Source organism: Listeria marthii (assembly GCF_014227425.1).
Lineage (GTDB): Bacteria > Bacillota > Bacilli > Lactobacillales > Listeriaceae > Listeria > Listeria marthii.
Map to the genome: position 1 here is coordinate 35136 of NZ_JAASWB010000006.1, position 19769 is coordinate 54904.

The window sequence follows — 19769 nt, forward strand, 5'->3', positions numbered from 1 at the left end:
GAATTATTTAGTAGCACTAAGGTTAGAAGCTTTCGTCCAACCGATAAAAGTAGTACTTGTTCTTATACGATACCAAAGTTGTCCTTCGACAGTTGCTTGCTTATCGACAGTTAATTTTTCGTTTTTGTATGTTGCTAAAGTGCCCCATTTAACATCGGCATCCACTACTGGAACCTTGTAGTACGCCTCGCCTGTTTTGCTTGCGATAACGTAACGCGTTAAATTAGTCGGTGTTTCCATGCTTTGCTTGTAGAACGTATCGAGTGGACGCGTGTCAACCCAACCAATTACTTTGCCATCAATACTAAATTGATACCAAGTAGTGATTGGTGTTTTAGCTTCGCGCAAGATACGCATGTTTTTACCAGCATAGACAGAAAGCTGATTAACTAAATTAGCGCCTTCAGTTTTGTAAGGTTTTGTCCAAACGGCATTACCCGGAGCAGTTTTTACTCGTGCATAAGCGGTTACGCCTTTATCATATTCGATTGGATCAAATGGAGACGTAGCTGTTAAGTTGGAAGCTTTTGTCCAGCCAATAAAAGTAGATCCTGCGCTCACGCGATACCAAAGTTCTCCTTCGATAGTTGCTTGTTTGTCGACGGTTAATTTTTCATTTTTATAAGTGGCTAAAGTGCCCCATTTAACATCGGCATCCACGACAGGAACTTTGTAGTAAGCTTCATTCGCTTTGGTTGCCACGACATAACGCGTCAAATTAGCAGGAGTTTCCATACTTTGTTTGTAGAATGTATCAAGCGCACGTGTGTCAACCCAACCAATCGTTTTACCATCAATACTAAATTGGTACCAAGTAGTGATTGGTGTTTTGGCTTCGCGCAAGATGCGCATATTTTTACCCTCATAGACAGAAAGTTGATTGACTAAGTTAGCACCTTCTGTTTTATAAGGTTTTGTCCAAACGGCGTTGTAAGGTGCAGTTTTCACTCGTGCATAAGCAGTTACGCCTTTATCGTATTCAATTTTATCGAAAGGAGAAGTTGCTGTTAAGTTCGCAGCTTTCGTCCAACCAATAAAGGTAGAGCCTGCGCTCACGCGATACCAAAGTTGTCCTTCAACAGTTGCTTGTTTATCAACGGTTAATTTTTCGTTTTTATAAGTAGATAAAGTGCCCCATTTAACATCGGCATCAGCTACTGGAACCTTGTAGTACGCTTCGTTCGCTTTATTTGCCACGACATAACGCGTTAAATTAGCAGATGTTTCCATGCTTTGTTTGTAGAATGTATCAAGTGCGCGTGTATCAACCCAACCAATTGTCTTGCCGTCGATGCTAAATTGGTACCAAGTGGTGATTGGTGTTTTAGCTTCGCGCAAGATACGCATGTTTTTGCCAACATACGAAGATAGTGGATTCACAAGTTTTGCGCCTTCAGTTTTGTATGGTCTTGTCCAAACCGCATTGTAAGGTGCAGTTTTTACTCTTGCATAAGCAGTTACGCCTTTATCATATTCGATTTTGTCGTAAGTGACTTTGCTTGCTTGAATAGCGTTATATTTTTCGTTGATCAACGTCACAAAACTATTGAAGTTATAGCCCCATTGGTTGAAATAAGAAACGGGATCCGTGTGCGTTGTTCCACCAAGATAACGTGTAACAGAATCGTGAGACCAAACTGTTCCTTTACCGTCATTATGCGCACTATCAACTGGAAGATTATATTGATCTAACAAGTAAGCCGCGTAATAGGCATAGTTATTAATAGAACGAGCAAATTCGTCAAAGGTTTTTGAACGAACTAATTCGACTTGGATAAAGCGAGCATTGGCATATTGGCCAGCTCCCCATACTCCGTTTTCGGTAGGGTGAATTTGAATAATACGAGATTTGTCTACAAACGAATGAACGAAGGCATTATTGTAGTTTCTACTCATGTAACTAATTTCACCTGTGATAGTAGAAGAATTATTTGCTGTTTCGTGAATGACAATTCCTTCTGGTTTTCCGTAACCATTACGGTAATTAAATTTAGGAAATTGACTTTGCAATTGCTTTTCAATGGATGCGCTTGAAAATTTATTTGATTTAATATAGGAATTAACGTCAGGATATCCTGCTGTTGCGCGAAGTAAAGGTACAGACTTCAGTACGCTATTAGTTCCATCTTCAAAGCCGTCATGTTCTTCCGTAGCAGTCCCGTCCCTAACTCCTTGCGGGATATAGATGGATTGATCATCTACATTTTGCACTGTTTCCGTAGAAGCTGCACTTGCTTTCTCTGTAATCATGGTAGCGGACACGCCAATAAAAGCAAGGCTTGTAAAAACAACCGCCGATTTTACTAATTTTTTCAAAGTTTAAATCCTCTCCTAACTGCACTACTTTCAATAAGAAATAAAATTATTCTACACTAATTATGACAATACGTGAAGTCGTAGTCAATGGCTATAAGCAACAATGAACCTAATTGCACATGTTTTTTAATGTAAAAGTAATATAATTTCAAAATGGTACACAAAATGTAATTTTAAAGAAGTAGAGGTATGTGTTTTGTAATAGGTAAAAAGACTCTAGTTAAATGATTTTTTCTTTTTCGGTCAAACAAGTTGACATCAAGAAGCCAAAATAGGAAACTAACACTATCTATAGGAAAGAGGGAGCGGCAATTTGCAGAAGAAAGCGATGATAGTATACAATCCGGCAGCGGGGAAAAATAAATTTCGAAAATTACTTCCAGACGCAGAAAAAATTTTAACAGAAGCAGATTTTGAAGTAACTTTAGTACCGTCAACCAAAGCGCCAAAGAGCACAACAAAAATTGCACAACAAGCAGCGGAATCAGGTTATGATGTAGTGATTGCTGCTGGTGGCGATGGGACAGTGAATGAAGTCGTCAACGGTTTAATGCAAGTTGAAAAAAGACCAAAACTAGGAATTCTACCAGTAGGCACAACGAATGACTATGCCCGGGCACTAAATGTGGCTAAAGATCCACTCGAAGCGCTTCAAATTATCGCTAAACAAGAAACGATTCAGGTAGACATTGGAAAAGCTAACGAAACCGAATTTTTTATTAATAATGCAGCAGGCGGGAAAATCACGGAAATAACCTACGCTGTAAAAGAATCGATGAAATCCAAATGGGGCAGATTAGCTTATCTTTTCAGTGGGCTCACAGTACTTCCAAAATTATCACCAGTGAGTGTGGAAATCGCCTACAATGATGAAGTTTTCAAAGGCGAAATTCTACTATTTTTCGTAAATAAATCGAATTCAGTAGGCGGGATGGAAACTCTATGTCCACCAGCAGAATTAAACAGCGGTATGTTCGAACTTTTAATTTTAAAAAAGGTGTCGCCTAAAAAATTATTTCAACTGTTTGCTTCTATAAAAAAAGGAACGCATTTAACTAGTCCGGATGTCATTCATGCGCGCACCGATAAAGTAGTGATAAAAAGTGAGGCAGATTTAAATGTCAGTTATGACGGTGTATATGGTGGGAAAGCTCCGTATACATTAGAGGTCATTCCGGAAGCGCTAGAAGTATTTGCTGATGAAAAGCGAATTTCAGAACGTCTTAGAGGCTAAAGCGTTTACACCAGAAAATTTTCTAGTTTTTATGGTAAATTCATCACAAATCTGTTATCATATGTTTGTTAGGGGAAAATAGCTGCCACTATTTTTCACGGCGGAAATTCAAATCTTAGGGAAAATCAAAAATGGTTTTCCTAAATTCCTGAGGGAGGAAATTGTATTATGCCTATCGTTAACATGACAGACATGCTGAAAAAAGCATTAGCTGGAAAATATGCTGTTGGTCAATTCAACATCAACAACCTTGAATGGACTCAAGCTATTTTGAAAGCTGCAGAAGCAGAAAAAGCACCAGTTATTTTAGGAGTTTCTGAAGGAGCTGCTAAATACATGGGAGGATTCAAAACAGTTGTAAAAATGACTGAAGGACTTGTAGAAGACCTGAAAATCACTGTACCTGTTGCGATTCACCTTGATCATGGTTCAAGCTTTGATTCTTGTAAAGCGGCTATCGATGCAGGATTCTCTTCTGTAATGATCGACGGTTCTCACCACCCAATCGACGAAAACATTGAAATGACTAAAAAAGTTGTTGATTACGCGCATGCTAAAGGCGTATCTGTTGAAGCTGAAATTGGAACTGTTGGTGGAGACGAAGACGGAGTTACTGGTGGAATCAACTATGCTGATCCACAAGAATGTTTACGTGTAGTTAAAGAAGCTAACATTGATGCACTTGCTGCAGCATTAGGTTCTGTACACGGTCCTTACCACGGCGAACCTGTTCTTGGTTTTGACGAAATGAAAGAAATCTCCGAACTTACAGGTGCTCCACTTGTACTTCACGGTGGTTCTGGAATTCCTGAACACCAAGTTAAAAAAGCAATTGAACTAGGTCACAGCAAAATCAACGTTAACACTGAATGCCAAATCGTTTGGACTGCAGCTGTTCGCGAAAAATTAGCTACTGATGACAAAGTTTATGATCCACGTAAAGTAATCGGCCCTGGTGTGGACGCGATTATCAAAACTGTTTCAGAAAAAATTCAAGAGTTTGGTTCTAACGGTAAAGCGTAAGACAAACTTTATGATGATATAAAAAATAACTGGTAGGATCACTTGTTGATTTTGCCAGTTATTTTTTTATGTGTATCTTAGGGCCTTTTATAGAAGGAATTTAATTATCGTTATGAGGGCGAATATGGTATGATAACTATAGCTTTCATTTAATAGAAGTAAACACTCCAAATTTCCCGATTAAAAATCATGCTTCAGGCGCATGTTTTATCAAAATAAATGAGTCATAATGTAGTTAGTTATGTAATACGACTTACTATAGTTATGTTATAATAATATATTAAATGATGAATGAACCAACGAGGAAGAGAGTAGGCGATAGTAATGAATATAGGGATTTTTACGGATACCTACAGTCCGCAAATTAGCGGTGTAGCTACATCGATAATGATTATGGAAAACGAACTAAGAAAACAAGGGCACACTGTATATATATTTACGACAACCGATCCGAACGCTGATAGAGAAAGCGAAGAGGGGCGTGTGTTTCGTTTGCCAAGTATTCCGTTTGTCTTTTTTCCAGAACGTCGTGTAGCAATTGCTGGAATGAATAAGTTTATCAAGCTAGTAGGTCGCTTAGATTTAGATGTTATCCACACACATACGGAGTTCTCCTTAGGTCTTTTAGGTAAGCGAATTGCGAAAAAATATCATATTCCTTCTATTCATACTTACCACACAATGTATGTCGATTACTTGCATTATATTGCGAAAGGTAAAATTTTAACACCGTCCATGGTGGGGAAAATGACCAAATCATTTTGTGATAGTTATGATGCGATAATTACGCCAACAGCAAAAGTAAGACATCACTTAGAAGAACAAGGTATCCACAAACTAATGTATACAGTTCCAACAGGCACAGATATTTCATCGTTCGCACCGGTTGAGAAACAACGTATTTTAGATCTGAAAAAATCACTTGGTATCGGAGCAGAGGATCCAGTGATACTTTCGCTCGGAAGAATTGCGCATGAGAAAAATATTGATGCGATTATTAACGCGATGCCAGAAGTCCTTCAAACAAAACCAACAGCCAAACTAGTCATTGTTGGTGATGGACCGGTACGTAAAGACTTAGAAAAGTTAGTAGAAGAAAAACAATTAGAGACACATGTTATTTTCACCGGTGCAGTGGACTGGGAAAATATTAGTTTATATTACCAATTAGGCGACCTTTTTGTGAGTGCATCAACGACGGAAACGCAAGGTCTAACTTATGCGGAAGCAATGGCGGCATCTTTACCAGTTGTGGCTAAACGTGATGAAAGTATTGAAGGCTTTTTAAGCGACAGAGAAACGGCCTTTTTGTTCGATGAAGATTACGAGCTTGCCAGTCTGTTAATCAAAATAATTTCAGATAAAAATACCGCAACATTAGTAGCATCAAACGGTAGAGTCAAAGTGGAATCAATTTCTGCGGACCAATTTGGAATCAACATTGAATCTACATACAATGAAGTTCGAGAAATCTACCGAGCTAAACGACAAAATGGGACGATTAAAGTAAAACCGACATTAATAAAAAGTAAAATAGCTTCACAAGTATTTTCACTTTCATCTTCTACGCATGTTCAAAGGAAAGAGAGGTCATCGCGGCGTGATTAAGTTGACAATGCTATCTTCGGCAGAAAAAGTAAAAGGACAAGGTGTAGCATCAGCTTACCGCGAACTTGTGAACTTGCTAGAAGAAAGATATATAAATGAAATTGATATGAAGATTAATAGTTTTGAGAAATCGGATATCACGCATTATCATACCGTTGATTTCCGTTTTTTTCTTTCGACTTTTTTTAAGAAGAAACGCGGCGTTCGGGTCGGATATGTTCATTTTCTACCGGAAACAATGGAAGGTAGTCTAAAATTACCGTGGATCGCCCGGGTCGTTTTTTATAAATACTTGATTGGCTTTTATAAGCGAATGGATGAAATCGTTGTGGTTAACCCTTCATTCATACCAAAACTTACTGCGTATGATATTCCAGAAGAAAAAATCCATTACATTCCGAATTTTGTTTCTAAAAAGAGCTTTTTCCCGCTTCCAGAGGCGGAAAAGCAACTTGCGCGAAAAAAATATGGAATTCCAGCAGATAAATTTACAGTGATTGGGATTGGACAAGTGCAGCATCGTAAAGGTGTGCTTGATTTTATCGAGGTGGCTAAACAACTGCCTGATGTTCAATTTGTTTGGGCTGGCGGATTTTCTTTCGGGAAAATTACTTCTGGTTACGAAGAATTGAAAAAAATCTATGATAATCCACCAAGTAATGTGAAATTCATCGGGATTGTTGATCGTTCGGAAATGAACGCTTGTATCAATATGGCGGATGTGTTCTTTATGCCTTCCTACAATGAGCTGTTCCCGATGGCAATTTTGGAAGCAATGAGCTCGGATGTTCCGATATTATTACGAAATTTGGATTTATATGAAGAAATTTTAGATGGTTACTATGTAAAAGAGGTCGATAATCCAGGTTTTATCCGGGCTATCGAACGTTTAGAAAATGACGCGGATTACTATCAAGAAATGTTGCAAGCTGCAAAACGAGGAGCAGCTTATTATTCCGAAGATCGACTAGCGCAAATATGGTTGGACTTTTATCAAGGTTTATTAACGAAGGAGTGAAGAGTATGAGTGGAGCTGCGAAGAAAAATCTATTTAATATTGCGCTTGTATTAGCAATTAGTATCGGCTTTATTATTTGGCAATTTCAAGGCGTAGATATCTCCACTTTTTTCGCTTCGATGTTGAAAGTGAACCCTTGGTGGCTGCTGGCGGCATTTGCTGCGATGTTCCTTTATTGGTTTTTAGAAGCAGTCGTTTTACAAACGGCATCTAAACCAGCGAATAAAGAGCAACGATTCTTTTCATCTTTTCGGATTACCATGATTGGCCAATTTTTCAATACGATTACTCCGATGTCAACTGGCGGACAACCGGCACAGCTCGTGATGTTAACGAAGCAAGGCATGGATGCGGGCCGGGGTAGCTCAGTTTTACTCGTAAAATTTATTATTTATCAAGCGATGGTCGTGCTGAACTTTTTAGTTATTTTGATTTTTGGAATTCATTATTTAATGACTGGCGTGACGCAACTGAAATTCCTCGTTTTACTAGGGTTTGGTGTACATGTCATCGTTATTGCCGCACTTATTTTAGTAGGTAGAAGTCAAAAATTCACGACAAAATTAGTCCATGTCTTACTTGTACCAACGCGACTTTTTATGAAAAAGGAAAAAGTAGCTAATTTAAGAAATATGCTAGATGAAAAAATTGTTACTTTCCACGAAGAGAGTAGCCGAATTGGGAAAGATTGGAAGTTAATTGTACGCTGTTGTTTTTATACAACGCTACAACTGTGGATTTATTTCTCGATTCCATTTTTCATTTTACAAGCGATTGGTGTTACGGGAATCGGGCTGTATATGGCGATTACGTATCACGCATTTATTATTATGTTTGCGACGGTTATGCCAACGCCGGGTGGGGCTGGTGGGGCTGAGTATACGTTCACCTTGCTATTCGGGATGTTACTTGGCCCGGCGAAACTGCTCATGGCGCTAGTTTTATGGCGGATTATCACTTATTATAGCTGCATTGTTTTTGGCGCTGGAGCCTTGTTAATAAAAGATACAGCTTCCAAGAAAATCAAGCCACATATTGAAGCTCTCGCAAAAGCACCAGTCAAAAATATACCACAATAATAGAAAGCTTGGGGGCGAACAGTTCCCGGCTTTTTTTAAAGAAAGCATCTTGCAAAGTAAATCAAATTAATGGATAATGAAAAAGTATGACAAGCTTCAGGAAAGAAGGGTACATTTGTGACGGATAAACTGATTATTCAAGGCGGTAAAAAATTAGCTGGCACTTTGCAAGTAGATGGTGCGAAAAATAGTGCGGTGGCCTTGATTCCAGCTGCAATTTTGGCGGAGTCTGAAGTAGTTTTAGAAGGGTTACCAGATATTTCGGATGTATATACACTTTATGATATTTTAGAAGAACTTGGCGGCACAGTTCGCTATGATAATAAAACAGCAGTTATTGATCCAACAGATATGATTTCGATGCCACTTCCATCAGGAAATGTGAAGAAATTGCGTGCGTCTTATTATTTAATGGGCGCGATGTTAGGTCGATTTAAAAAAGCTGTTATTGGGCTGCCGGGTGGTTGTTATTTAGGCCCACGTCCAATCGACCAACATATTAAAGGCTTCGAAGCTCTAGGTGCAAAAGTAACTAACGAACAAGGCGCCATTTATTTACGTGCTGATGAACTAAAAGGCGCGCGAATTTACTTAGACGTTGTAAGTGTTGGCGCTACAATTAATATCATGCTAGCAGCTGTTCGTGCAAAAGGAAAAACAATTATCGAAAATGCAGCTAAAGAACCGGAAATCATTGATGTTGCGACCCTTTTAACTAATATGGGCGCAATTATCAAAGGGGCTGGAACAGATACTATTCGCATTACTGGGGTAGATCATCTGCATGGCTGTCATCATACGATTATTCCAGACCGAATCGAAGCGGGAACATTCATGGTACTTGCGGCGGCTTCAGGTAAAGGCGTACGAATCGAAAATGTTATTCCAACTCATTTAGAAGGAATCATTGCCAAACTTACAGAAATGGGCGTTCCGATGGATATTGAGGAAGATGCTATTTTTGTAGGAGAAGTAGAAAAAGTTAAAAAAGTAGATATTAAAACCTATGCGTATCCAGGTTTCCCAACCGATTTGCAGCAACCACTAACCGCACTTTTAACACGCGCGGAAGGTAGTAGCGTTATTACGGACACGATTTACCCAAGCCGTTTTAAACATATTGCTGAAATTGAGCGAATGGGTGGGAAATTCAAACTAGAAGGCAGATCGGCTGTCATAAGCGGACCTGTCCAACTGCAAGGTTCCAAAGTCACAGCGACAGATTTACGAGCTGGTGCAGCACTAGTGATTGCTGGTCTTTTAGCTGACGGACAAACAGAAATCCATGGCGTTGAACATATCGAACGTGGTTATAGTAAAATTATTGAGAAACTTTCTGCTATCGGGGCTGACATTAGCCGTAGCAGTGCAGCAGAAACACAATTGTAAAAAATCTGAGGCTGAGCCGAGTCAAGTCGTTTCAGCCTTTCCTCAAATTCCCTCCATTATCATTTATTCCTAATTACTATTTATTAACTCAAAAAGGTGGTACATACATGGCTAAACTGTCCATTGCATACTTAGAAAGTTTAACAATTAAAGAGATTTATGCCTTAGCAAAAGAGCATAAAATTGCCTATTACAGCAAACTCACAAAACGAGAATTAATTTTTGCTTTATTAAAATCAAACGCGGAAAAAGAAGGATTTTTCTTCATGGAAGGCGTATTAGAAATTATTCCAAATGAAGGTTTCGGTTTCTTGCGTCCTATCAATTATTCTTCTAGTTCAGAAGATATTTACATTTCAGCGTCCCAAATCAGACGTTTTGAGTTAAGAACTGGGGATAAGGTTTCTGGAAAGGTTCGTCCTCCGAAAGAAAATGAACGTTATTTTGGCTTACTTCACGTTGAAGCTGTTAATGGAGAAAATCCGGAAGTGGCGAAAGAAAGAGTACATTTCCCAGGGTTAACGCCACTTTATCCAGATCGTCAAATTCATTTGGAAACGGGAAAAAATCCGATTTCTACTAGAACGATTGATTTGATTTCACCAATCGGATTCGGTCAACGTGGACTAATCGTTGCACCACCAAAAGCAGGTAAAACAGTCTTGCTTAAAGAAATTGCCAATGCGATTACGACTAATCACCCGGATTCCGAATTGATTGTCTTGTTAATCGATGAGCGTCCGGAAGAAGTAACGGATATTGAACGTTCTGTAAAAGCCGATGTGGTTAGTTCTACTTTTGATGAAGTACCAGAAAATCATATTAAAGTGGCGGAACTAGTACTTGAGCGTGCGATGCGTTTAGTTGAACAGAAACGCGACGTTGTGATTTTAATGGATAGTATTACGCGGCTGGCGCGAGCTTACAATCTAGTTATTCCGCCAAGTGGCCGCACACTTTCTGGCGGTATTGATCCAGCGGCTTTCCATAGACCGAAGCGCTTCTTTGGAGCTGCTCGTAATATTGAAGAAGGCGGAAGTTTAACAATCCTTGCCACTGCCTTAGTTGATACGGGTTCTCGTATGGATGACGTTATTTATGAGGAATTCAAAGGAACTGGAAACATGGAATTACATCTTGATCGCCAACTTGCAGAACGCCGTGTCTTTCCAGCAATTGATATGCGCCGCTCCGGAACACGAAAAGAAGAATTGCTACTATCCAAAGATCGCCTAGAACAACTTTGGAAAATCCGTAAAGCAATGCCAAAACAAAGCGACGGACTTGAGATTTCAGAACGTTTCGTGCGCTATTTGAAGAAAACGGAGAATAACGAAGCATTTTATGAGTTATTGCAAGAAGAGATGTTTAAAAAATAAAAATCAAGCATAGAAAGAAGTTATTTTATGAGTAAAATAAGACAATTATTAAATAAAATTCCGTGGTATACAGATCAGGTACACAGTATTTTCATGTATCTAATCATGGGCGGATTCACTACGCTTATTAATATCGTAACATTTTGGCTGTGTACATATGTGTTGAACTGGGATTATCGTATTGCAAACACAATTGCTTTTATCGCCTCTGTTCTTTTCGCCTACTTTTCTAATAAAAAATTTGTGTTTGATAGTTATACGCCTACTTGGAAAGATCGTCTACGTGAAGCGAGCTCTTTCTTTGGATTCCGCTGTTTGACTTATATAATAGATATTTTAGTTATGATTCTGTTAATCAGTGTTCTATCCGTAGATGAATTATGGGCAAAAATCTGGACAAACATTATTGTGCTTGTACTGAACTACGTGTTTAGCAAATGGATAATCTTCAAAGTGAAAAAATAATCTTGCTTGTTTGCTTCAACATTGTTATAATATTTATACTGTGTGTAAAAGCACTTAATTACTCTGTTTCAGATGATTCAGGGCGAAGGAGTTGAAAAGAAATGAAAACTGGAATTCATCCTGAGTACCGTCCAGTGGTATTTGTTGATACTAGTACTGATTTCAAATTTTTGTCAGGTTCTACTAAGAGCTCAAGCGAAACAATTAAATGGGAAGATGGCAACGAGTATCCTTTACTACGTGTCGAAATCTCTTCTGATTCGCACCCGTTCTATACTGGTAAACAAAAACATGCGACTGCAGATGGCCGTGTGGACCGCTTCAACAAAAAATACGGTCTCAAATAAGACTGTATGTAACGAACGAAATAATTTGCGCACTCGGCTTTTGCTGGGTGTGTTTTTTTATGGAATTATCTCCCGGAACCACTAAAAATAAAAACTTTCCTTTCAAGGGTTTACTTTTCCCTGTGAAGTTGCGTATAATATCACTAATTACTTTTTTTATGAGTAGGTAATAAAAAAGTTAAATTTTCTGTTTTGTTAAACAATAATAAGGAGGTTTTCAAGTGGAAGCAAAGTTACAAGTAGGTGTGTTAGGATTTGGAACGGTAGGTAGCGGTGTTATTCATATTTTAGAAGAGCATCAAGAAAAAATTAGTCAAGTAACTGGATACCATATTTCTGTAAAGAAAGTGCTAGTTCGTGACTTAGAAAAAAATCGCCGTTATGAAACAAAAGGTTTTGAACTAACCACCAATCCGTCTGATGTACTGGATGATCCAGAAATTGCTGTTGTTGTCGAGGTTATGGGCAGCATCACAACTGCGCGGGAATACATTTTGCAGGCCTTGAAAGCTGGAAAACATGTAGTAACTGCGAATAAGGATTTGATTGCGCTACACGGCGACGAATTAGTGGCAGTTGCACAAGCTAATAATTGTGATTTATTCTATGAAGCAAGTGTTGCGGGCGGAATTCCAATTTTACGTACTATCGTAAACAGCCTTGCAGCAGATAAAATTCAAAAAGTAATGGGTATCGTCAACGGGACGACCAATTTCATGCTAACAAAAATGACATCAGAGAAAAAGTCATATGAAGAAGTTTTAGCAGAAGCACAAGCACTAGGATTTGCCGAGTCCGACCCAACGAATGACGTGGACGGAATCGATGCAGCTAGAAAAATGGTTATTATGACAAGACTCGCATTCGGTATGAATGTGAATTTAGATAATGTAGAAACAAATGGTATTCGCGGGATTTCTCCTGAAGATATCGAAGTAGCGTACCAATTAGGCTACAAAATTAAACTAGTAGGTACTGCCGAAGAAACGAATGGCACAGTTAACGTCAATGTCGGACCAGTGTTATTACCAAAAGCACATCCACTTGCCGGCGTTAACTATGAAAATAATGCCGTATTTGTAACAGGTGCAGCTGTCGGAGAAACAATGTTTTACGGACCTGGTGCTGGCGAATTACCAACAGCGACAAGTGTTGTTAGTGATTTGATTACTGTTGCGAAAAATAGCCGTCTAGGTACAAACGGTAATGCTTTCAACAGCTACAAACACGAAACAAAACATACACCAAAAGAACAAGTTTTCTCCAAATACTATCTTCGTCTAACAATGGACGATAAAACAGGAACCTTCCTCAAGTTAACGCAAATCTTTGCAGAAGCTGGCGTTGGTTTTGATAAAATTTTACAACAACCGTATGATGATTTTACAGCGACTGTTGTTATCGTTACACACTCAACAAGCCAAGCGCAATTAGAACAAGCAATCACTAGGGTGAAAGACGAGCCAGAAATGCAAATGCTCGCAAAATATTCCGTTGTGGAGGGTTAAATATGTATAAAGGTTTACTAGAAAAATATAAAGAATATCTACCTGTAACTGATAAAACGCCAATGATTTCACTCGCGGAAGGAAATACACCACTTATTCCATTACCGAATTTGTCCAAAGAACTTGGTGTTACTTTATACGGAAAATATGAAGGGTTAAATCCAACAGGTTCTTTTAAAGATCGTGGAATGGTTATGGCTGTTGCTAAAGCGAAAGAAGAAGGTGCCGAAGCGGTTATTTGTGCATCCACTGGGAATACTTCTGCTGCGGCTGCGGCATACGCAACACGTGCGGGATTAAAAGCGTACATTGTTATTCCAGAAGGCAAAGTCGCTCTAGGAAAATTAGCGCAAGCAGTTATGTATGGCGCAGATATTATCTCGATTCAAGGTAATTTTGATGAAGCATTAAAATCGGTTCGTGAATTAGCTGAAACAGAAGCAGTAACACTTGTAAATTCCGTGAATCCATATCGTTTAGAAGGTCAAAAAACAGCTGCATTCGAAATCTGTGAGCAATTAGGTTCCGCGCCAGATGTACTTGCAATTCCAGTCGGTAATGCCGGGAATATTTCTGCATACTGGAAGGGGTTTAAAGAATGGAATGAGGCTAAAGCTTCTGGACTGCCGCGGATGCATGGTTTTGAAGCAGAAGGAGCTGCGGCGATTGTTCAAGGGAAACCAATTGATAACCCAGAAACAATTGCAACAGCGATTCGTATCGGAAACCCAGCTAGTTGGGGGCTTGCAGAAGCAGCTCGCGATGAATCTGGTGGTTACATCCATTCTGTAACAGACGATGAAATTGTTAATGCGTATAAAAAAATTGCCGCACAAGATGGTGTCTTCATTGAGCCAGGTTCTGCCGCATCTTTAGCCGGTGTTATCCAACATGTAGCAAATGGAACAATTAAAAAAGGCGAAACAGTTGTTTGTGTATTCACTGGAAATGGCTTAAAAGATCCAGATACTGCGATGAGCGTGCATGAAATTCCAATTTCTCACGTCGATGATATTGAAGCAATGCGCACACATTTACGTTCAGGAGTGAATGCTTAATGCGTATTCGTGTCCCAGCAACAACGGCCAATCTTGGTCCTGGCTTTGATTCTTGCGGTTTAGCTCTAACATTATATCTCACGCTCGATATTGGCGAAGAAGCAGATTCTTGGTATATCGAACATAATATTGGCGGTGGGATTCCGCATGATGAAACCAATGTGATTATCGAAACAGCCCTAAACTTAGCACCTAATTTAACGCCGCACCATTTAGTGATGGCATGTGATATTCCACCGGCTCGCGGACTTGGTAGCAGTTCAGCCGCAGTTGTCGCGGGAATTGAATTAGCCAACACACTTGCAGAACTTCATCTTTCAAAAGAAGAAAAAGTTCGTATTGCTGCTGAAATAGAAGGCCATCCGGATAATGTAGCACCTGCCGTCCTAGGAAACTGGGTCGTAGGAGCAAAATTAGACGGAGAAGATTTTTATGTACGCCACCTTTTTCCAGATTGTGCTTTAATTGCTTTTATCCCGAGAACCGAATTGCTAACTTCGGAAAGTCGCGGTGTGCTTCCTGATACGCTTCCGTTCAAAGAAGCTGTCAAAGCAAGCAGCATTGCCAACGTGATGATCGCAGCTATTTTGCGTAATGATATGACGTTAGCTGGCGAAATGATGGAACGTGATTTATGGCATGAAAAATATCGTAGCAAATTAGTACCACATTTAACCGAAATTCGAGCTGTTGCCAAAAGTGAAGGTGCCTATGCAGCTTGTTTAAGTGGTGCTGGTCCAACGGTATTAGTATTTGCTCCTCGCGACATAGCAAGTACACTGCAAACATCTTTACAATCACTGGAAATAGATGCGGACGTTCTTCTTCTTGATGTAGAAGGAAGCGGCGCAGAAGTTTTTCGTTAAAATTAAGCTATGCCCACATGCGGCGTAGCTTTTTTTAACTATATGTCCCAATTTGTGCCGCTCTATGATAAAATAGGAAAAGAGTTTATAAAGTTAAAGGGAGCGGTCTTAATGGCACAATTATTTTTCCGTTATGGTTCCATGAATAGTGGGAAAACCATTGAAATTCTAAAAGTCGCACATAATTATGAAGAACAAAATAAAACAGTAGCTATCTTTACTTCAGGTATTGACGATAGAGACCAAGTTGGATTCATTTCAAGTCGAATTGGACTGAAACGAGAAGCAACCCCCATTTTTAGCGACACGAATATTTTTGAAATCGTAGCAAATATTAATCCGAAACCAAATTGTGTTCTTTTAGATGAATCACAATTTCTAGAAAAAGAACATGTATTTCAGTTAGCGAAAATTGTCGATAGTTTAAATATCCCGGTAATTGCTTACGGGTTAAAAAATGATTTTCGAAATGAATTATTTGAAGGCTCGAAATACTTGCTCCTATATGCGGACAAATTAGAAGAAATGAAAACAATTTGCTGGTTTTGTGCTAAAAAAGCGACGATGGTTCTGCGCGTTGATGATAAAGGCAAACCAGTTTATACAGGCGAACAAATTATGATTGGCGGAAATGACCACTATTATCCAGTGTGCCGCAAATGCCATGCCAATCCACCAATAAAATAAGTGAAAGAGGTGTTGGAATACAATGTATGATCGATTACAAGCGGTGGAAGACCGTTACGACGAACTAAATGAGTTATTAAGTGACCCAGATGTAGTATCTGATCCAAAGCGACTACGCGACCTTTCCAAAGAACAGTCCGGCATTACAGCGACAGTTGAAGCGTACCGCGAATACAAAAATGTAAACGAACAAATCAACGAAACAAAAGAACTTCTAGGCGAAAAACTAGACGATGAAATGCGCGAAATGGCGAAAGAAGAATTCGCGGAACTTCAAAAAGAAAAAACCGAACTAGAAGAACGTCTAAAATTATTACTTGTTCCAAAAGACCCAAATGATGATAAAAACGTTATTTTAGAAATTCGCGGAGCAGCTGGAGGAGACGAAGCGGCTTTATTTGCGGGTGATTTATTCCGAATGTACAGCAAATATGCTGAATCACGCGGCTGGAAAGTAGAAATCATGGACGCTAACCCTACTGGTATTGGGGGATACAAAGAAATTATTGCAATGATGAACGGAAATGATGCTTTTTCTCGAATGAAATATGAAAACGGGGCGCACCGTGTACAACGTGTTCCGGAAACCGAGTCAGGTGGCCGAATTCATACATCAACAGCGACAGTTGCCATTTTGCCAGAAGCGGAAGAAGTGGAAATCGAGTTGCATGACAAAGATATCCGTACAGATACATTTGCATCTACTGGTGCCGGTGGACAAAGTGTCAATACAACGATGTCAGCTGTACGTTTAACGCATATTCCGACCGGGATTGTCGTTTCGATGCAAGATGAACGTTCTCAGTTGAAAAATAAAGATAAAGCGATGAAAGTTTTGCGCGCACGTGTTTATGATAAATTTGAACGTGAAGCTCGCGAGGAATATGATGCTAACCGTAAGTCAGCTGTTGGAACGGGTGACCGCTCCGAACGTATCCGTACTTACAACTATCCACAAAATCGCGTGACCGACCACCGTATCGGCTTAACGATCCAAAAATTAGATCAAATCATGGAAGGCAAACTCGATGAAATCATTGATGCGCTAATCCTAGAAGATCAAACAAGTAAACTGGAGCATTTAAATGACGCAAATTAGTCAATTGCTAAAAAATGCGGAAGCCATCCTTCTTGAAAAAGGCTTGGATCAAAACGCAGCGGAAATTTTACTCGAAACCAGAATGGGACTTTCGCGTTCTGAGCTTTGGATGGAACTGGGTCGGGAACTCGAACCGAATCATGAAAAGCAATTCAAAGAAGATTTTGCCAGATATTTGGCAGGAGAGCCAGTGCAATACATTTTAAAAACAGCGCCTTTTTATGGATATGATTTTTTAGTGACGGAAGATGTTCTTATTCCGCGCCCTGAAACTGAGGAACTTGTCGCTTGTGCGGAAGCCTTTTTGAAAAAGCATCCTCTGAACAATGTATTAGATGTTTGCACCGGCAGTGGAATCATTGCTATTGCGCTAAAAAAAGCATTTCCTAGTATTGCAGTGACAGCTTCTGATATATCAGCTCCAGCACTTGCGGTCGCGAAAAAGAACGCTCGATTGTTGAATGCCGATGTGCGCTTTGTGGAAACAGATTTGCTTGAAGCTTTCAAACAAAATAATGAGCGATTTGATATGATTGTCGCGAATCCGCCATATATTGCAGAAGCTGAAAAAGCGGAGATGTCGGATTATGTTTTGAAAAATGAGCCAGCTCTAGCATTATTTGCAGAAAATGATGGGCTTGCTATCTATGAACGATTTGTGGATAACTTGAAATACGTACTAAAACCGTCCTTTTGGGTAGGTGTGGAGATAGGTTATACACAAGGTGAGCGAGTAAAACAACTATTTGAAAAAAGTTATCCACATTCCACCGTTCTTATCCACAAAGATATAAATTCAAAAGATCGTTACGTAACATGCTCTAATATACTGGTATAAAGACGTTTCTGAAAAAGAAGCGTCTTTTTCTTATCAAAGTTATCCACAAAACTGTGGATAAAATGTTGTGCAAAAAATTTTTTTAATCAAATCTTAATAAAGAAAATGGCTTTTTTACTTAGCTTTACGAATTATCCACATTTCACAATAAGTTATCCCCATTGACAAAGTTATTATCCACAGTTTGGGGATAACTTTTGTTCGAAAAGCGCGATTTTCAGATTTTAAAAAACAATACTGTAAAAATAAGGCAGAAAACGTTAAAATATAATAGAAGTTATGTAAAGGGGACCGGAATTCATGCAAACCATCCATTGGAAAATAAACAAACAACAATCAAATCAATCCATCTATCAAGAAGCCGCTGAGTTACTACAAAATGGTGAATGCGTGGCTTTCCCAACTGAAACAGTGTACGGCCTTGGAGCGGATGCGACAAACCAAGCTGCCATTCAAAAAATATATGCTGCGAAAGGTCGCCCGTCAGATAATCCGCTAATTGTCCACATCGGTCGCCGTGAACAGATGGATTCGTTTGTAGCGAGTTATCCACCGAAAGCCCTCCAACTCATGGAAAAATTTTGGCCAGGCCCATTAACGGTGATTCTCCCTTTGAAAAAAGATAGTTTAGCAGCCAATGTTTCTGCTGGTTTATCCACAGTCGGAGTCCGTATGCCGGAACACCCAGTAAGTCTTGAATTAATAAAAGCAGCAAATATTCCAGTGGCGGCTCCGAGTGCAAATCGTTCCGGAAAACCGAGCCCGACGACTGCTAACCATGTAATAGAAGATTTAGATGGGAAAATTGCGGGAATTATCGATGGTGGTCCGACTGGTGTTGGCTTAGAATCCACCGTGATTGATTGCTCACTGGAAATGCCAATCATCTTGCGCCCGGGTGGCATTACGAAAGAACAAATCGAACGAGTTATCGGACCAGTAGACTCATCTTCAAACAGCACTACCGAAACAGAAAAACCAAAAGCGCCAGGCATGAAATATACGCACTACGCACCAAAAGCCCCTGTTTACCTTATTGAAGGTTCTACTGAATTTTGGCAAAGTGAAATAAATAAAGCCGAAGCTACGCACAAAAAAATCGGTATTTTAGCTACAAAAGAGCTGACAGATAAACTAACGACGAGTGCGGTCATTCAAACAACAGGTAGCATTGATGCGTTGGAGGAAGTGGCCACTAACCTTTACAACGGGCTGCGCGCATTTGATCATGCCGATGTGGAGCTGATTTTTGCAGAAGTTTACCCAGAAACAGAACTTGGGGCGGCGATTATGAACCGACTAGAAAAAGCTGCTGGAAATAGGAGGATTAGCGAATGAAGGTATTATTTGTTTGTACAGGAAACACTTGCCGAAGCCCTTTAGCTGAGAAAATCTTGGAAAACTTGCGCCCGGATTTAGATGTTCGTTCAGCTGGTACGCGTGCTTTGGACGGGGATGCTATCGCTGAAAACTCGCGTCAAATTCTCACGCAAATGAATTTACCAACAACGCACCAAGCTAAAAAAATCACACAAGCTGATATCGATTGGGCAGATAAAATCTACGTAATGACCCAAAGTCATCAAGCAGAACTCAAAAGCATTTTTCAAAAAGCGAGTGATAAAATACAATTGATTTCCGAAGATGGAACGGATATTCCGGATCCATACGGTGGACCAATTGAACAATACGAAATCACCTATTACGAACTAAAAAGTGCAATTTCCGAACGTTTTCTATAAGTGAAGCGCTTCACTATCGGGAATTGCGTTTTTTTATTCCAAAATGCTTGCTTTTCTACCCAATTTAAGTAATTATTAAAGATAATACATAACAGTTCACTTGAAAAATTTAT

General features: G+C 39.5%; 18 protein-coding genes. 17 read left to right on the forward strand and 1 reads right to left on the reverse strand.

Annotated features, from left to right (window positions below):
• Positions 1–3: 3 nt before the first annotated feature.
• Positions 4–2316 carry a GW domain-containing glycosaminoglycan-binding protein gene (locus tag HCJ55_RS11555; protein ID WP_185518319.1) on the reverse strand — a complete coding sequence of 771 codons (2313 nt, stop codon included), beginning with the start codon at positions 2314–2316 and terminating at the stop codon, positions 4–6.
• A gap of 313 nt (positions 2317–2629) precedes the next feature.
• On the opposite strand from HCJ55_RS11555, the gene HCJ55_RS11560 reads away from it, so the two are divergent.
• The 17 genes from HCJ55_RS11560 (at position 2630) to HCJ55_RS11640 (ending at position 19656) form a co-directional block, all read left to right on the forward strand.
• Entirely contained in the window at positions 2630–3550 is a 921-nt protein-coding gene (locus HCJ55_RS11560; RefSeq protein ID WP_185518321.1) for a diacylglycerol kinase family lipid kinase, read from the forward strand.
• Between the two features lie 168 nt (positions 3551–3718).
• Positions 3719–4573 carry a class II fructose-1,6-bisphosphate aldolase gene (gene fba / locus HCJ55_RS11565; RefSeq protein WP_185504608.1) on the forward strand — a complete coding sequence of 285 codons (855 nt, stop codon included), beginning with the start codon at positions 3719–3721 and terminating at the stop codon, positions 4571–4573.
• Positions 4574–4897: 324 nt separating this feature from the next.
• Positions 4898–6181 carry a glycosyltransferase family 4 protein gene (locus tag HCJ55_RS11570; protein ID WP_185504609.1) on the forward strand — a complete coding sequence of 428 codons (1284 nt, stop codon included), beginning with the start codon at positions 4898–4900 and terminating at the stop codon, positions 6179–6181.
• Positions 6174–7199: a glycosyltransferase family 4 protein gene (locus HCJ55_RS11575; protein ID WP_185518323.1), complete on the forward strand. Its 1026-nt coding sequence runs from the start codon at positions 6174–6176 to the stop codon at positions 7197–7199. The genes HCJ55_RS11570 and HCJ55_RS11575 overlap by 8 nt, the downstream gene beginning before the upstream one ends.
• Before the next feature lie 5 nt (positions 7200–7204).
• Positions 7205–8278 (forward strand): lysylphosphatidylglycerol synthase transmembrane domain-containing protein, encoded by a 1074-nt coding sequence (locus HCJ55_RS11580; RefSeq protein ID WP_185503239.1) that lies wholly within the window; start codon positions 7205–7207, stop codon positions 8276–8278.
• A 117-nt stretch (positions 8279–8395) separates the two neighbouring features.
• Entirely contained in the window at positions 8396–9667 is a 1272-nt protein-coding gene (gene murA / locus HCJ55_RS11585) for a UDP-N-acetylglucosamine 1-carboxyvinyltransferase (RefSeq protein ID WP_185503240.1), read from the forward strand.
• A 107-nt stretch (positions 9668–9774) separates the two neighbouring features.
• The gene (gene rho / locus HCJ55_RS11590; protein WP_008948787.1) at positions 9775–11046 is read left to right on the forward strand and encodes a transcription termination factor Rho; all 1272 of its coding nucleotides are present in this window, start codon (positions 9775–9777) and stop codon (positions 11044–11046) included.
• A 27-nt stretch (positions 11047–11073) separates the two neighbouring features.
• Positions 11074–11511: a cell wall teichoic acid glycosylation protein GtcA gene (gtcA, locus tag HCJ55_RS11595; protein WP_185392378.1), complete on the forward strand. Its 438-nt coding sequence runs from the start codon at positions 11074–11076 to the stop codon at positions 11509–11511.
• A gap of 101 nt (positions 11512–11612) precedes the next feature.
• Complete coding sequence (locus HCJ55_RS11600; protein WP_003726356.1) at positions 11613–11858, forward strand: type B 50S ribosomal protein L31; 246 nt, start codon at positions 11613–11615, stop codon at positions 11856–11858.
• A 221-nt stretch (positions 11859–12079) separates the two neighbouring features.
• A complete protein-coding gene (locus HCJ55_RS11605; RefSeq protein ID WP_185503241.1) occupies positions 12080–13366 on the forward strand; it encodes a homoserine dehydrogenase in 1287 nt (428 codons plus the stop codon).
• 2 nt (positions 13367–13368) lie between these two features.
• Positions 13369–14424 (forward strand): threonine synthase, encoded by a 1056-nt coding sequence (thrC, locus tag HCJ55_RS11610; RefSeq protein ID WP_185503242.1) that lies wholly within the window; start codon positions 13369–13371, stop codon positions 14422–14424.
• Positions 14424–15290 carry a homoserine kinase gene (gene thrB, locus HCJ55_RS11615; protein WP_185518325.1) on the forward strand — a complete coding sequence of 289 codons (867 nt, stop codon included), beginning with the start codon at positions 14424–14426 and terminating at the stop codon, positions 15288–15290. The genes thrC and thrB overlap by 1 nt, the downstream gene beginning before the upstream one ends.
• Positions 15291–15401: 111 nt before the next feature.
• Entirely contained in the window at positions 15402–15977 is a 576-nt protein-coding gene (locus HCJ55_RS11620; RefSeq protein ID WP_185392374.1) for a thymidine kinase, read from the forward strand.
• A gap of 22 nt (positions 15978–15999) precedes the next feature.
• Positions 16000–17076 carry a peptide chain release factor 1 gene (gene prfA / locus HCJ55_RS11625; RefSeq protein WP_008948779.1) on the forward strand — a complete coding sequence of 359 codons (1077 nt, stop codon included), beginning with the start codon at positions 16000–16002 and terminating at the stop codon, positions 17074–17076.
• Entirely contained in the window at positions 17063–17914 is an 852-nt protein-coding gene (gene prmC / locus HCJ55_RS11630; protein WP_185518326.1) for a peptide chain release factor N(5)-glutamine methyltransferase, read from the forward strand. Before prfA ends, prmC begins: the two co-directional genes overlap by 14 nt.
• A gap of 300 nt (positions 17915–18214) precedes the next feature.
• Complete coding sequence (locus HCJ55_RS11635; RefSeq protein WP_185518328.1) at positions 18215–19252, forward strand: L-threonylcarbamoyladenylate synthase; 1038 nt, start codon at positions 18215–18217, stop codon at positions 19250–19252.
• The gene (locus HCJ55_RS11640) at positions 19249–19656 is read left to right on the forward strand and encodes a low molecular weight protein arginine phosphatase (RefSeq protein WP_185518330.1); all 408 of its coding nucleotides are present in this window, start codon (positions 19249–19251) and stop codon (positions 19654–19656) included. The genes HCJ55_RS11635 and HCJ55_RS11640 overlap by 4 nt, the downstream gene beginning before the upstream one ends.
• Positions 19657–19769: the final 113 nt, after the last annotated feature.

Excerpts from the sequence above, each read along its gene's own strand:
- fba (WP_185504608.1), top strand. The coding sequence starts at position 3,719 with ATGCCTATCGTTAACATGACAGACATGCTGAAAAAAGCATTAGCTGGA.
- HCJ55_RS11570 (WP_185504609.1), top strand. The coding sequence starts at position 4,898 with ATGAATATAGGGATTTTTACGGATACCTACAGTCCGCAAATTAGCGGT.
- HCJ55_RS11580 (WP_185503239.1), top strand. The coding sequence starts at position 7,205 with ATGAGTGGAGCTGCGAAGAAAAATCTATTTAATATTGCGCTTGTATTA.
- rho (WP_008948787.1), top strand. The coding sequence starts at position 9,775 with ATGGCTAAACTGTCCATTGCATACTTAGAAAGTTTAACAATTAAAGAG.
- gtcA (WP_185392378.1), top strand. The coding sequence starts at position 11,074 with ATGAGTAAAATAAGACAATTATTAAATAAAATTCCGTGGTATACAGAT.
- HCJ55_RS11600 (WP_003726356.1), top strand. The coding sequence starts at position 11,613 with ATGAAAACTGGAATTCATCCTGAGTACCGTCCAGTGGTATTTGTTGAT.
- thrC (WP_185503242.1), top strand. The coding sequence starts at position 13,369 with ATGTATAAAGGTTTACTAGAAAAATATAAAGAATATCTACCTGTAACT.
- thrB (WP_185518325.1), top strand. The coding sequence starts at position 14,424 with ATGCGTATTCGTGTCCCAGCAACAACGGCCAATCTTGGTCCTGGCTTT.
- HCJ55_RS11620 (WP_185392374.1), top strand. The coding sequence starts at position 15,402 with ATGGCACAATTATTTTTCCGTTATGGTTCCATGAATAGTGGGAAAACC.
- prfA (WP_008948779.1), top strand. The coding sequence starts at position 16,000 with ATGTATGATCGATTACAAGCGGTGGAAGACCGTTACGACGAACTAAAT.
- prmC (WP_185518326.1), top strand. The coding sequence starts at position 17,063 with ATGACGCAAATTAGTCAATTGCTAAAAAATGCGGAAGCCATCCTTCTT.
- HCJ55_RS11635 (WP_185518328.1), top strand. The coding sequence starts at position 18,215 with ATGCAAACCATCCATTGGAAAATAAACAAACAACAATCAAATCAATCC.
- HCJ55_RS11640 (WP_185518330.1), top strand. The coding sequence starts at position 19,249 with ATGAAGGTATTATTTGTTTGTACAGGAAACACTTGCCGAAGCCCTTTA.